Source organism: Alcaligenes sp. EGD-AK7, from assembly GCF_000465875.3.
Classification (GTDB): Bacteria; Pseudomonadota; Gammaproteobacteria; order Burkholderiales; family Burkholderiaceae_B; genus Alcaligenes; species Alcaligenes phenolicus.
Genome location: NZ_AVOG02000023.1, coordinates 385198 through 397672 on the forward strand (window position 1 = coordinate 385198; position 12475 = coordinate 397672).

The window sequence follows — 12475 nt, forward strand, 5'->3', positions numbered from 1 at the left end:
CCTTCATGTCACGCCTGATTCCACTGGAACTGCCGCCTGCGGGCGGCCATCCCCATCACGTCTTGCTACGCCTGCCAGACAGCAAGCCAGAACACGGCCCCCTGCCTTTGCTGTGCCTGCTCGATGGTCAGTGGACCTTGCCCTTGCTGGAAGAAAGCGGCCACCCCGCCTTGCAGCACTGCGCGATTCTGTCGCTGGGTTACCAAGGCGAGCGCGATCAGATCACACGTTATCGCGCTCTGGATTACACCCCGCCCAGCCCGGACGGCACTCTATGGGAAGACCCACGCGTCCCCCAATGGCAGGCGGGTGGCGCTCCTGCCATGATCGAACAAGTGCGTATGGCGCTAGCCTTGGCCCAAAGCATGGAGCCTGCGCTGACCCGTTCGCGCATCAGCCTGTACGGCCACTCCTACGCTGGCCTGTTCGTGCTGTATGCCCTTAGCCGGCAAAGCCTGCCCATTCAGCACTACCTGTGCGCCAGCCCTTCCTTGTGGTGGCGTGATCCCCTGATCTGGACCTTGCTGGAGCGGGTAGACAAGCCGGTACTGGTAGATATTCTGGCCGGTGCCTCCGAGGCCTGGTATCCGCTTAGCGCTCAGGCAGCGGGCCCGGAAGGACGCAAAAATGGTGTGCCTACCCTGCCCACCATGCAAAAACTCCAAGCGCACTTGCAAGCCCAAGGCATGCAGGCGAATCTGCATGTTCTGCCCGGAGCCGGCCACGGCCACGTTCTGGCACAAGCCACCTTGCGTGCCCTGGAACTGGCTTGTGGCGCGGCTTAGCCGTGTTCTCCCGGCGCGCATGACACGCCTTTTCACTTCATATCCAAGTTTTCCCGCCCTAGGGTAACTCCCCCCATTCATCCTCTTGTTTTAGGCCTCAACTTCTTTTAGTCTGTATTTATATGCAAGTGCATAGAAATCAAAAAAAGAGATTGGAGACAAACATGAAGGTAGCGGTATTAGGTGGCGGGCACGGTTGTTACGCAGCAGCGGCAGACTTGAGCGAACAGGGCCACGAGGTCCGTTTATGGCGTCGTGATACGGCCCAGTTGCAGCCCTTGCTGGACCGTCCAGTCATGACCTTGAAAGACGAAGCAGGCGAGCGCGAAATCCCCATTGCCAAAGTCTGCGCCGATATTGGCGAGGCCATCGCCGGTGCCGACCTGGTACTGATTCCTTCGCCCGCCATTGCACAAACCGATATTGCCCGCGTCATGGCTCCGCACCTGACAGACGGCCAGGTCGTATTTCTCCCCCCAGGCACCTTTGGCTCCTTCATCATGAGCGAGATCGTGCGCGACACCGGCAACAAGGCCGATGTCAGCTGGGCCGAAACCGGCACCCTGCCCTGGCTGGCCCGCAAACATGGGGATACCGTGATCAACATCACCACCCGCGCCACCCGCCTGCCTACCGGCGTGTACCCCGCGCGCAATACCGACCACGCCCTGGAGGTGATTGGCAAAGTGTTCCCCAGCGTGGAGCGCTGCGAAGATGCCCTGTCCGGCGCCCTGATGAATGCCGGCCCCATTATCCACCCACCGCTGATCATGATGAACGCCGGCCCGCTGGAGCACTTTCCGGCCTGGGATATTCATAACGAAGGCACTCAGCCCTCGGTCCGTGCCGTGACCACGCAACTGGACAATGAGCGCATGCGCATTCGTGAAGCGCTGGGCTACGGTGCCCCGCACTTCCCGCTGTCCGACCATTATGAAAACGATCAGTGGATGTATGGCGACCGTTCCTCGCACTCCAAGCTGGTGAAAAGCGGCGACTGGCGCGAGAAGATCGACCTGCACGAACATCGTTACATGCGTGAAGACACCATGCTGGGTCTGGCCTTCTTTGCATCGGTAGCCGACTGGGCCGGTGTAGATGCTCCCGTCACCAAAGGCTTGCTGGCGATTGCCGGTGCCATCGTGGGTGAAGATTTGCGCCAAGGCCAACGCACACTGGCCAGCCTGGGTCTGGACACGATGAGCCGCGAGCAACTGCAAGAGATGCTGCAAGCCGGGAGAGCCTGATGAACGCGCCCGCCCCGATCAAACGTATCGTTGCGGTGGGCGCAGGTCGCATGGGGCGGGGCATCGCCCTGGCCTATGCGCTGCGCGGCCAAGCCGTGACCTTACTGGATTTCAAACCCCGTCAGCCTGCTGATAGTGTCCGTCTGGAAGCCGAAATACGCCAGGAGTTGCGTGCCACGCTGGAACAACTGGCCGACCTGGGCATGTTCGCCACCGAACAGATCGACGACCATCTGGCCTGCATCAGCGTCGCCCCCTTGAGCGCAGCGGCGCAAGTGCTGGGCCAGGCCGATCTGATTTATGAAGGCGTGCCCGAAACACAAGAAGCCAAGACCGACGCCCTGGGACGTATCGGCGAACTGGCCCGGCCCGATGCGCTGATCGCCTCCACCACTTCCACCATGCTGGCCTCGGATCTGGCCCCCATGTTGAGCCATCCGGAGCGTTTCCTGAACGCACATTGGCTTAACCCGGCATTCCTGATTCCACTGGTCGAAATCAGTGCCCACCCCGGCACCAGCGAGCAGACCTTGAGCCGTCTGCAAAGCAATCTGGAATCCATCGGCAAAGTGCCTGTGGTCTGTGGTTGCCACCCCGGTTTCATCGTTCCACGCCTGCAAACCCTGATCATGAATGAGGCCGCTCGCATGGTTGAGGAAGGCGTAGCCAGCGCAGCCGATATTGATAAGGCCACCCGCTACGGCCTGGGTTTCCGCTTTGCCAGCATCGGCGTGCTGGAGTTCATCGACTACGGCGGCAACGACATTCTGTATCACGCCGGGCAATACCTGTCGCAGAACCTGGACCCGGAACGCTACGCCGTACCCGACATCATCACCCGTTATATGGAAAGTGGACGCAACGGTCTGCGCAGCGGACAAGGCTTTCACGAATACCCGGTGGACCAGCAACAAGCGTATCGACGCGACGTGCTGGCCCGCGTACTGGGAATGCTGGATCACATCGGCCTGGCCCCTGCCCGCGCCGAACACCTTGCCAAGGAGACACAGGAATGAAAAAAGACTCCCACGCTGCGCCTTCGTCTTGCTGCCCTCCAAGAGGGCGCTCTTCATCTTGGGACGGCCCTGCGATGAAGAAAACCGCTGCGTTGCTGTTTGCCCTGATGAGCTGTCACGGTCTGAGCCAGGCTCAGGAAGTCCCCACCTTGCGGGTAGGCTGGACCATTCCGGGCGAGGAAGCCAAATACCTGATGGCCAAGCGCCCCGAGCTGTTCCCGCAACTGGGCAAGAAATATCAAATCCAGTGGACTCAGTTCCAGGGCACTTCGCCCATGGTGCAAGCCATGCGTGCTGGCGTTCTGGAATGCTCCACCATGGCCCCCATGTCGCTGGCCAATGGCGCTATTGAAAGCGGTCTGGAAGCCTATATCGTGGCCCAGCACGTGCACTCGGACGATGACCACTTCTCCGTCTACTGGGCCGTGAAGGAAGACAGCCCGATCAAGACCGCGGCGGACCTGAAAGGCAAGGTCATTGGCACCAATGCTTATGGAGCCGGTGTGTACTTCGACATGCTGCTGTGGCTGCGCCAGAACGGTATTGACCCGGACAAGGATGTAAAAATCGTTGAAACCGGCTTTCCACCTGCAGCTGACGCGATTCGCAGTGGCCGTATTGATGCCGGTCCCATGGCCCAGCCCTTTGCCCTGCTGAACGAGAAGAAAGGCGGTTTGCGCAAACTGTTCTCCCTGTCCGAAGTGGCCAGCCCATCCGTACAGATTTTCGAAGCCTGCAGCAAATCCTATAGCGACGCCAATCCCGAAGTGGTGCGCGCCTATGTGCAGGACTTGAAAACGGCCATGGGCATGCTCAGCAAAGACCCTGCACTGGCCGTAGAAGTCACGGCACAAATTACCCGTGCGCCCAAGGACTTGCTGGCCCAGTACCTGTTCACCGACAAGGACTTTGCCCGCGTCCCGGATATGCAGCCCAATCTGGAATCCATCCAGGGCACCTACGACCGCTATCACAAGGCTGGTTTCCTGAAGAAAGCCTTGAACGTGCAGGACTTTTATCGGGCTGATTTACGCGAGGCAACACCATGATTGAACTGGATGGTGTCGGTAAAACCTTTAACACCCGGCAGGGCCGCAGCCATACGGCCCTGCAAGACATCGCCCTGAGCATTCCGGCAGGGCGATTCGTGTCTATTCTGGGACCCAGCGGTTGCGGCAAAAGCACCCTGCTCTATATGTTAGGGGGCTTTGAGTCCTGCTCCAGCGGCCAGATCCGCGTCAAGGGCAAGCCCATTACCGGCCCAGGCCCGGACCGGGGCCCGGTGTTTCAGGAGTACGCCCTGTTCCCCTGGAAAACCGTGCTGGGAAACGTGGCCTACGGCATGCGCGAACAAGGCATGCCCAAGGACCAGGCCGAACAGCGCGCCAGCGAATGGCTGGACAAGGTCAAGCTGGGGCCTTACGCCTCCTTCTATCCACGTGAACTGTCCGGCGGTATGCGTCAGCGTGCGGCCATCGCCCGCACCCTGGCCTATGAGCCGGACATCCTGCTGATGGACGAGCCCTTCGGGGCGCTGGATGCCCACACGCGCGTCACCCTGCAAACGGAACTGCTCAGCTTGTGGGAGCAGTTACGCAACACCGTGGTCTTTGTGACGCACGGCGTGGACGAGGCCGTCTTCCTGTCCGATACCGTGATTGTCATGACTGGCTCGCCCGGCCGCATCAAGGAGGTAGTGGAGATTGATCTGCCCCGCCCCCGCGTCCGTAGCGAGCTGCTGCGCAATCCGGTCTATCAGGAAACCATTATTCGTCTGGAGCAATCCTTGATGGCGGAGGCCCACCCATGACGCCACAGCACTGGTATGAACATCGCTGGGCCTCCTTGGTCATGGCGGCCATTCTGGTGCTGCTGGCCTGGGCAGGGCTGGCCCGTTGGGTAGGGCTGGATTCCTTCCCCAGCCCTTGGGCGGCCTTGGGCGAACTGCCTGCCCTGATCAGCGACCCGATGGCCTGGTCGGCAATCCTGCAGTCGGTTGGCCGCATGTTTGCCGGTTATGCCCTGGTACTGGTCGTGGCCGTCCCCCTGGGTCTGGCCATGGGCCGCAGCCGCCTGGTCTATACCGCTTTCTATCCTCTGGTGGCCCTGGCCTATCCCATGCCCAAAGCGGCCTTGATGCCGATCTTGATGCTGTGGTTCGGTCTGGGGGATTTCTCCAAGATCCTGGTTATTGCGCTGGGCGTGTCCCTGCCTTTGCTCTATCACAGCTATCACGGCGCAACCCGCATCGAGCCCAAGCTGATCTGGGTCGCCCAGTCCATGGGCATGGGACCCATTGCCCGTCTGGGCAAGATTGTTCTGCCCGCCTCCTTGCCGGAAGTCATGATTGGCTGCCGTGTCGGGGTGGTCATGGCCCTGATCGTGATGGTGTCCTCCGAGATGATTGCGCGTCAGGAAGGTATAGGCAATCTGCTGTTCACCTCCATGGATATGGCGCAGTACTCCACGGTGTATGCCGTCATCATGCTGCTGGCCGTGCTGGGCATTGCCTGCGATGCGCTGTTCGAGTTTGTCCGCAAACGCTGCACACACTGGCATGACTCGACCCAGAGCCTGATGGACAAAGGATGACGCTATGACCACCAAAACCTTAGCCTCACCGGGACAAGCTATGCGTTCTACTCCAACCCGCCCGGCCAAACGCCGGGACTTGTCGGGACTGTCTTTGTGCATCAGTCCAGCCTTGATGCTGATTGTCTGGGAGCTGTGCACGCGCTCGGGCTGGGTCAGCCCGCAATTATTGCCTGCCCCCTCTTCCATTCTGATGCGTGTATTGGAACTGGCCGGTCAGGCGGACTTCTGGCAGAACCTGGGCATCACCGTCTACCGCCTGATCAGTGGTTTGCTGATTGCCTGTGTGGCCGGTGTGGCCCTGGCGCTGATTGCACAGTTGACGCGCTGGAGCTCGTTTCTGCTGGATGCCCTGATCCGTCTGCTGGCCCCTATCCCCAAGATCGCCCTTTACCCGGCACTGATCCTGATCATGGGGTTTGAAAGCTCATCGAAAATCGCTCTGGTGGTCTCGGATGCGATTTTCCCTGTGCTGATGGCCAGTTGGGTGGCTGCGCAAACGGTGGACCGCAAGCTGATCTGGTCGGCGCGTGCCGCCGGGACATCTCGCAGCGCCTGCCTGTGGAAAATCATTTTGCCCGCCATCAGCCCGACCGTGCTGGCCGGTGTACGGGTGGCAGGCGTCATTGCCTGCGTGGTGGTCTTTCTGGCCGAGATGATTGCCTCCACCGACGGTCTGGGCCATATGCTGACCGCCGCCGCACGCAGCTACCGCACGATTGATATGTTTGTACCCTTGGTCTGGATCTGTGTGCTGGGCTTCGCACTGAACCTGACGATTGCCGCTTTGCAGCGCAAAGTGGATCATACGAACTGACACTGAACCAACCACTTGCCCGGCCAATGGCAGCGCTGGCCGGGCTTTCGCAGGCTCACTCAATCACTCTGAACGAGTAGCCTGCTTTTTTTGCATCAAGGAAGCCGCTTCACTATGGCCAGCCGTACTCTGACTGACGCCTATACCGGGCACGATACGTTTATCCCCTATCTGCTCAATCGCAGCACCTCGGCCTTAAATGCTGACTTTCAAACCTTGCTGCGCAGCCATGAACTGACCCTGCTGCACTGGCGTGTGCTGGCTTTTCTGAACGAAACCGATGGCCTGGGCGTCAGTACCCTGGCGCAATATACCGACGTGGATCAAACCACCTTGTCGCGCGCCCTGGTGGTAATGGAAAACGCGGGCCACCTGTCCCGCCAGCCCGACCCGCTGGACCAGCGCCGTGTACTGATCCATCTGCATGAGCAAGGTCGCCAGCACTTTCTGCGTGTTCTGCCCGCGGCTCTGGACATTCATCACCGCGCCATCCAGGGCTTTTCGGCGGAAGAACTGACCCAGTTGCGCCAGTTCCTGAACCGCATTCGCGCCAATATCAATGGAGATGCGCGCTAAATAGCCCGCCCCTGTGCTTTTTTATAAAGCGTCCGCGTGGCCGTTTTCATACCGTTGTCACCCTGAATCCGCCCCCAATCGGGGCGCGTTGCCTTTAAAGACCCACGCACGAAATGGACATTCAAGGGTATGAGCCTTTATTTACGTCAGGAAAGACCATAAAATGATAATGATTAACATTTAGTAGCGCAGCCTCCTGCCTGAGATGTCCTGCCAGGCAAGCTTGGCTTTCTTACGGAAAATAAGATCTCGTGACTCTCTCCCCTACCCGTGCTGGACGTCGCCAGCTTTTGCTGGCTGCCGCAGCCAGCCCTTTGCTGTTTGGCGTTCCCCGCCTGCTTCGCGCCCAAGACGGTCCCCTGAAAATTGCCCTGCTGACATCCTTGTCCGGCCCCTTCGCCTCCTTGGGCGAAAGCATGCGCGCCGGTCTGGAGTTGATGCTGCAACAGTGCAATTACGAGATGGGCGGGCGCAAGGTGCAGTTGCTGGTAGAAGACGACCACGGCAAACCGGACGAAGCCATCCGTAAAGTGCGCAAGCTGATCGAGCGCGACAAGATCGACGTTCTGGGCGGTGTCATCAGCGCCAATATCGCACTGGCCATTCGTGACATCGTGCACGATGCGCAACTGCCTACCTTCATTTCCAATGCCGCTGCCAATGGCCTGGCTCGTGAAGCAGCCAGCCCCTACGTATTCCGCCCCACCAAAACCAGCTGGATGCTGGGCCACACCGGCGCCTTGTGGGCCTTCGAGCACATTGAAAAATCCGGCGGCATCACGCTGGGTTCGGACTACACCGCTGGCCGCGAATACATTGAAGACTTCGCCAATACTTATCAGGAACAAGGCGGCACGCTGGGTGAGCGCATCTGGACGCCCTTGGGCACACCCGACTTCGCACCTATCCTGATGAATCTGGCCGCCAGCAATCCCAAGTTTGTCTACACGTTTCTGGCCGGTGCCGACGCTGTGCGTTTCCACCAGCAAATGCAGGACTACCAACTGCACGGCAAGATTCAGATCGTGGGCCCCGGTGCCCTGTTCGATCAGGAAGACGTGATTACCGCTGTGGGCGAAGCTGCTTTGGGTGGCGTCAGTACCTTCCACCAATCGCCCGGCGCTCCGGCTGCCCAGGACTTTGTGGCTGCTTACCAGGCCAGCCGTGGCCGTTTGCCCGGCGAAGCCAGCACCTCCGGTTACGTGACCGGCCAGGTCATCAAGGCCGGTCTGGATGCGGTCAAGGGTGATCTGTCCAACAAGGCGGCCTTCAAACAGGCCCTGCTGGACAAGCCTATCAACACGGCCTTTGGCCCCATGGCTTTTGACCCGCGCAATAACCAGTCCATTCTGGATATTTACGTCAACCGGGTGGAAAAAGACGCGCAAGGTCGCCCCTTTAACACGGTGGTCCACACTTACCAGCGTATCCAGGACCCCGGCCCGCGTTCTTGAGCTCCACCTTGTCTTATTTTCTGCTTCAAATCCTCAATGCCCTGTCCTTCTCAGCCCTGCTGATGTTGGCGGGGCTGGGGCTGTCTTTAGTGCTCAGCCTGATGAACTTCATCAACCTGACACACGGCTCTTTTTTCCTGCTGGGCGGCTATATCAGCGTCCAGTGGCTGGCATCCGGCGCGCCCTGGTGGCTGGCCTTTCCCGCCGCTTTTGCACTGTGCGGGCTGATGGGCCTGTTGCTGGACCGCTTCCCCTTTCGCCAGTTCTACCAGCGCACCCACTTGATGCAGGTGCTGCTGACCTACGGCCTGTCCGTCATTCTGGCGGACCTGATGCGCTGGGGCTTCAGTGCCGACACGCTCTCGCCCATGCTGCCGCAAGTGCTGCGGGGCGGCGTGTGGATCATGGGCCTGCCCTTCCCCACCTATCGTCTGTTCCTGATCGTCACCGGCCTGACACTGGCCTTGCTGTTCTGGTTCCTGCTGGATCGCACCCTGTGGGGTGCCGCCATTCGCGCTTGCGTGCAGGACGCCCAGATTGTCGAGACCCTGGGCTTGAACTCGCGTCGCCTGTTTGCCATCGGCATGGCGCTGGCCGCTGGTCTGGCCGGTTTGGGCGGCGCCCTGGGCGCTGGCATGCTGTCGGTTTACCCCGGTCTGGATGAAGAAATCCTCTTGCTGGCCTTGCTGGTGGTGGTCATTGGCGGCTTGAACTCGGTACGCGGCACCTTGCTGTGCGCGCTGATTCTGGGTTTCGTCACCACCTTTGCCCGCGTCTGGGTTCCAGCCTTTGCCAATGCCGCCACCCTGGCCGTCATGCTGGGCCTTCTGCTTTGCTGGCCCAATGGCTTGAGCAAATCCGCTACGCGTCAGGTTTAAATGAACAAGCTCAACACCTGCCTGCTGCGCACTGGACTTTGGCCTGCTCTGGCTTGCCTGGTCTTGCTTAGCAGCTATTTCTGGGGCGACGCCTTCTTGTGGCGCTTTGGCACCGAAGCCCTGCTGATTGCTTGCGCAGTCCTTAGCGTCAATCTCCTGATAGGTTACGGCGGTCTGGTATCCCTGGGCCACGGTGCCGTCTTTGGCTTTGCCGCCTATGCCACCGCTGTCAGCAGCCAGTATTGGGGCGCGTCCCTGCCGCTGATGCTGCTGGTGGGCATTGGGGCGGGCACTCTGTTGTCCATATTGATGGCGCTGATCAGCCTGCGCAGTTCCGAGCTGTTTTTCATGGTGGCTACGCTGGTCGCCGGGCAATTGATCTGGGAAGTTGCATTTCGCTGGCGTGATGTCACGGGCGGTGCCGATGGCCTGCGCGGTTTCCCGCGTCTGAGCCTGGGCGATCTGCCCTTGAGCGCCCCTTACACCCTGATGATTCTGGCCCTGGCGCTGGCGGTCATCTGCTGGTTGCTGCTGCGTTCTTTCAGCCGCGCCCCAATCGGGCTGGCCTTGACCGGTCTGCGCGATCAGCCCTTGCGCATGGCCGCCCTGGGTTATCAGGCATGGCGTATCCGCCTTTACACCTTCATGATTGCAGGTGCGGTAGCAGGTGCTGCTGGCGGCCTGTATCCCTTTGCGAATCAGTACGTCAGCCCGCAACAAGTGCATTGGAGCTTCTCGGCCACGCTCATCATCATGGGTGTGATCGGTGGCATACGCACCTGGCGCGGCGCATTTATTGGGGCCACCTTCTATCTGTTTGCCCAGACCTACCTGAGCTCCTACACGGATCGTTGGCAGTTACTGGTAGGTTTGATCTTTGTGCTGACAGTTCTGTTCATGCCCAATGGTCTGGCAGAACGACGCAAGAGGTCTGCATGAGCGTTTTATTAAGCACTCGCGAACTGGCCTTGCAGGTAGGCGGTCTGGATATCCTGACGGACGTCAGCCTGGAGCTGCGTGCGGGCGAAACCCTGGGGCTGATTGGCCCCAACGGCGCAGGTAAAACCACGCTGTTCAACATCATCAGTGGTCTGGCCACTCCTTCCAGCGGTCAGGTCTTCCTGGAAGGCAAGGACCTGCGCAGTCTGGGCCCGATTGAACGCGCCAAACAAGGCATGGTGCGCAGCTTTCAGACCAGCCGTATTTTTCCTGAACTGACCCTGCTGCAAAACCTGGCTCTGGCCGTGCGCATCAAAAAAGATTGCGCCTACCACTGGTGGGGCCGCAAGGCCGCCCGCGCCGCCAGCCAAGAAGCAGCCGAAGCATTGCTGGAACATAGCGCCCTGGCCGGCCGCGGCCATGTGCTGGGTCGATCCCTGTCCTATGGAGAGCAGCGCATTCTGGATTTGCTGATCGCCCTGGCGCAGCAACCCCGCGTGCTCTTGCTGGACGAGCCTACCGCTGGTCTGTCCGAGTCCGAATCGCGTGAAGTCATGGCATTGGTCCACGCCATGCGCGGCCAATGTGCCGTGCTGCTGATCAGCCATGACATTGATATTGTTTTCCAGGAATGTGACCGGATTGCCGTGCTGTCATCGGGCAGCTTGTTGACCTGCGACACCCCGGACGCCGTGCGCCAGCACGAAGGCGCGCGTCAGGCCTATCTGGGCGAACTGGCTTTGGAGGCGGCATGAGCACAGCGCTGAACATCTCCGGCCTGCATGCACGCTACGACCGTGCCGACATTCTGCAAGAAATTTCGCTGGATATCCCCGCCGGGCAAAGTGTGGCCCTGCTGGGCCGCAACGGCGCCGGAAAAACCAGCCTGCTGCACTGCCTGTTCAATATGGGCCCGCAGTGGAGCGGACAAATCAATGTGCACGGGAAAAACATTGCAGGTTGGCCCACGCACAAAATCGCCCTGCTGGGCATGGCTTTAGTGCCCCAAGGCCGAGGCCGTTTCCCAACGCTGACCGTGCAGGAAAGCCTGCGTTTGGCCGGGCTGGCACGACGTCCGCGCTCGGATGATCGTTGGACGCTGAACAGCATCTACGAAGCCATGCCGCGCCTGTACGAACGCCGCCAGTCCTCCTGCTCCGCCTTGAGCGGTGGCGAACGACAGTTGCTGGCACTGGCCCGTGCGCTGCTGACGCAGTCCTCCATTATTGTTCTGGACGAACCCAGCGAAGGCCTGGCTCCCATGACGATTCAGGACACCTTGTTGCCGCAGCTGCAAACGCTGAACGAGCAAGGTATTACCGTACTGATCGCCGAACAGAATTTAAGTCTGGCTCTGCAGTTGGCCGAACGCGCTTTGTTATTGGGTAATGGTCAGCTGGTGTATGACGGCCCTGCCGAGCAACTGCGCCAGGACGCCGCCCTTTTGCAACGCCATCTGGGACTTTGACATGCTGTCCGTATACAGTTTGTCGCTTCCCTTGCCCGACGGTATGGAATCCTGGTTACGAAACCAGGTTCCCGACCACACCTTGGCGGTGATTGCCCGTCGCAGACAGCAGTCGGACCAGCATTTAAGCCTGCTGGCCCACGGTGCGCTGCGCCATTTTCTGGCGCCCTTGCTGGGCTGCACGCCACGCGCTGTTCCTATCGCCCATCTGGAACATGGCAAGCCCGTGCTGGATCTGGACGATGCCGATCTGCACTTTAGCCTGTCGCACAGCGGCGAGCGTGTGCTGATTGGAATTGCCAACCGAACTATAGGCGTAGACATCGAGGCCATGCGCCTACCCGTCAAACCAGGGCTGGTCGAACATTGCAGTGTGCCGTCCGAGCGTTCCTGGCTAAAGAGCGATCTGGACTTCTACGCGCTTTGGTGTGGCAAAGAGGCCGCCCTGAAACATGCAGGCACGGGTTTTCATATTCAGCCTCAAGAATTATCCTTGGACGGTCACCCAGATCATGGATGCACCGTACAATCCCCCCATCCCATCTTGCAAGGTTTGGTGGTGCACAGTCACCGGCCGGTGGAAAACTATGCCGCCGCCATCTGCCTGAACACCCCCTTTGCTCCGTGGTCGGTCAGCTTTTTGGACAGCGCTCAACTGCCTGACACCAAGCTGACTGAGCACGAGTAAATCTGACAAGCCTAC

At 59.9% G+C, this 12475-nt stretch carries 14 protein-coding genes; all 14 read left to right on the plus strand.

Annotated features, from left to right (window positions below; genetic code table 11):
• Nucleotides 1–5: 5 nt before the first annotated feature.
• Nucleotides 6–785, plus strand: coding sequence for an alpha/beta hydrolase (locus tag N879_RS12720; protein WP_009462823.1), 780 nt, complete (start codon nucleotides 6–8; stop codon nucleotides 783–785).
• 164 nt (nucleotides 786–949) lie between these two features.
• Nucleotides 950–2032, plus strand: coding sequence for an NAD/NADP-dependent octopine/nopaline dehydrogenase family protein (locus N879_RS12725; protein WP_009462830.1), 1083 nt, complete (start codon nucleotides 950–952; stop codon nucleotides 2030–2032).
• Entirely contained in the window at nucleotides 2032–3048 is a 1017-nt protein-coding gene (locus N879_RS12730) for a 3-hydroxybutyryl-CoA dehydrogenase (protein WP_009462832.1), read from the plus strand. Before N879_RS12725 ends, N879_RS12730 begins: the two co-directional genes overlap by 1 nt.
• Nucleotides 3049–3122: 74 nt before the next feature.
• The gene (locus N879_RS12735; RefSeq protein ID WP_009462834.1) at nucleotides 3123–4097 is read left to right on the plus strand and encodes an ABC transporter substrate-binding protein; all 975 of its coding nucleotides are present in this window, start codon (nucleotides 3123–3125) and stop codon (nucleotides 4095–4097) included.
• Nucleotides 4094–4858, plus strand: a complete 765-nt coding sequence (locus tag N879_RS12740; RefSeq protein ID WP_009462836.1) for an ABC transporter ATP-binding protein — start codon at nucleotides 4094–4096, stop codon at nucleotides 4856–4858. Before N879_RS12735 ends, N879_RS12740 begins: the two co-directional genes overlap by 4 nt.
• Nucleotides 4855–5640 (plus strand): ABC transporter permease, encoded by a 786-nt coding sequence (locus tag N879_RS12745; protein WP_021447072.1) that lies wholly within the window; start codon nucleotides 4855–4857, stop codon nucleotides 5638–5640. The genes N879_RS12740 and N879_RS12745 overlap by 4 nt, the downstream gene beginning before the upstream one ends.
• Before the next feature lie 40 nt (nucleotides 5641–5680).
• Complete coding sequence (locus N879_RS12750; RefSeq protein WP_235484294.1) at nucleotides 5681–6457, plus strand: ABC transporter permease; 777 nt, start codon at nucleotides 5681–5683, stop codon at nucleotides 6455–6457.
• 114 nt (nucleotides 6458–6571) lie between these two features.
• Nucleotides 6572–7033, plus strand: coding sequence for a MarR family winged helix-turn-helix transcriptional regulator (locus N879_RS12755; RefSeq protein WP_009462841.1), 462 nt, complete (start codon nucleotides 6572–6574; stop codon nucleotides 7031–7033).
• Between the two features lie 251 nt (nucleotides 7034–7284).
• Complete coding sequence (locus N879_RS12760; protein WP_230940611.1) at nucleotides 7285–8487, plus strand: ABC transporter substrate-binding protein; 1203 nt, start codon at nucleotides 7285–7287, stop codon at nucleotides 8485–8487.
• 8 nt (nucleotides 8488–8495) lie between these two features.
• Nucleotides 8496–9365, plus strand: coding sequence for a branched-chain amino acid ABC transporter permease (locus N879_RS12765; protein WP_035268872.1), 870 nt, complete (start codon nucleotides 8496–8498; stop codon nucleotides 9363–9365).
• A complete protein-coding gene (locus N879_RS12770) occupies nucleotides 9366–10304 on the plus strand; it encodes a branched-chain amino acid ABC transporter permease (protein WP_009462849.1) in 939 nt (312 codons plus the stop codon).
• Nucleotides 10301–11059, plus strand: coding sequence for an ABC transporter ATP-binding protein (locus N879_RS12775; protein ID WP_009462851.1), 759 nt, complete (start codon nucleotides 10301–10303; stop codon nucleotides 11057–11059). Before N879_RS12770 ends, N879_RS12775 begins: the two co-directional genes overlap by 4 nt.
• On the plus strand, nucleotides 11056–11772 hold the full coding sequence (locus tag N879_RS12780; RefSeq protein ID WP_009462853.1) for an ABC transporter ATP-binding protein: 717 nt from the start codon (nucleotides 11056–11058) through the stop codon (nucleotides 11770–11772). Before N879_RS12775 ends, N879_RS12780 begins: the two co-directional genes overlap by 4 nt.
• A gap of 1 nt (nucleotide 11773) precedes the next feature.
• On the plus strand, nucleotides 11774–12460 hold the full coding sequence (locus tag N879_RS12785) for a 4'-phosphopantetheinyl transferase family protein (protein ID WP_009462861.1): 687 nt from the start codon (nucleotides 11774–11776) through the stop codon (nucleotides 12458–12460).
• The last annotated feature ends 15 nt before the right edge of the window (nucleotides 12461–12475 follow it).

Coding starts and splice junctions, on each gene's coding strand:
- N879_RS12720 (WP_009462823.1), top strand. CDS start 6: ATGTCACGCCTGATTCCACTGGAACTGCCGCCTGCGGGCGGCCATCCC.
- N879_RS12725 (WP_009462830.1), top strand. CDS start 950: ATGAAGGTAGCGGTATTAGGTGGCGGGCACGGTTGTTACGCAGCAGCG.
- N879_RS12730 (WP_009462832.1), top strand. CDS start 2,032: ATGAACGCGCCCGCCCCGATCAAACGTATCGTTGCGGTGGGCGCAGGT.
- N879_RS12735 (WP_009462834.1), top strand. CDS start 3,123: ATGAAGAAAACCGCTGCGTTGCTGTTTGCCCTGATGAGCTGTCACGGT.
- N879_RS12740 (WP_009462836.1), top strand. CDS start 4,094: ATGATTGAACTGGATGGTGTCGGTAAAACCTTTAACACCCGGCAGGGC.
- N879_RS12745 (WP_021447072.1), top strand. CDS start 4,855: ATGACGCCACAGCACTGGTATGAACATCGCTGGGCCTCCTTGGTCATG.
- N879_RS12750 (WP_235484294.1), top strand. CDS start 5,681: ATGCGTTCTACTCCAACCCGCCCGGCCAAACGCCGGGACTTGTCGGGA.
- N879_RS12755 (WP_009462841.1), top strand. CDS start 6,572: ATGGCCAGCCGTACTCTGACTGACGCCTATACCGGGCACGATACGTTT.
- N879_RS12770 (WP_009462849.1), top strand. CDS start 9,366: ATGAACAAGCTCAACACCTGCCTGCTGCGCACTGGACTTTGGCCTGCT.
- N879_RS12775 (WP_009462851.1), top strand. CDS start 10,301: ATGAGCGTTTTATTAAGCACTCGCGAACTGGCCTTGCAGGTAGGCGGT.
- N879_RS12780 (WP_009462853.1), top strand. CDS start 11,056: ATGAGCACAGCGCTGAACATCTCCGGCCTGCATGCACGCTACGACCGT.
- N879_RS12785 (WP_009462861.1), top strand. CDS start 11,774: ATGCTGTCCGTATACAGTTTGTCGCTTCCCTTGCCCGACGGTATGGAA.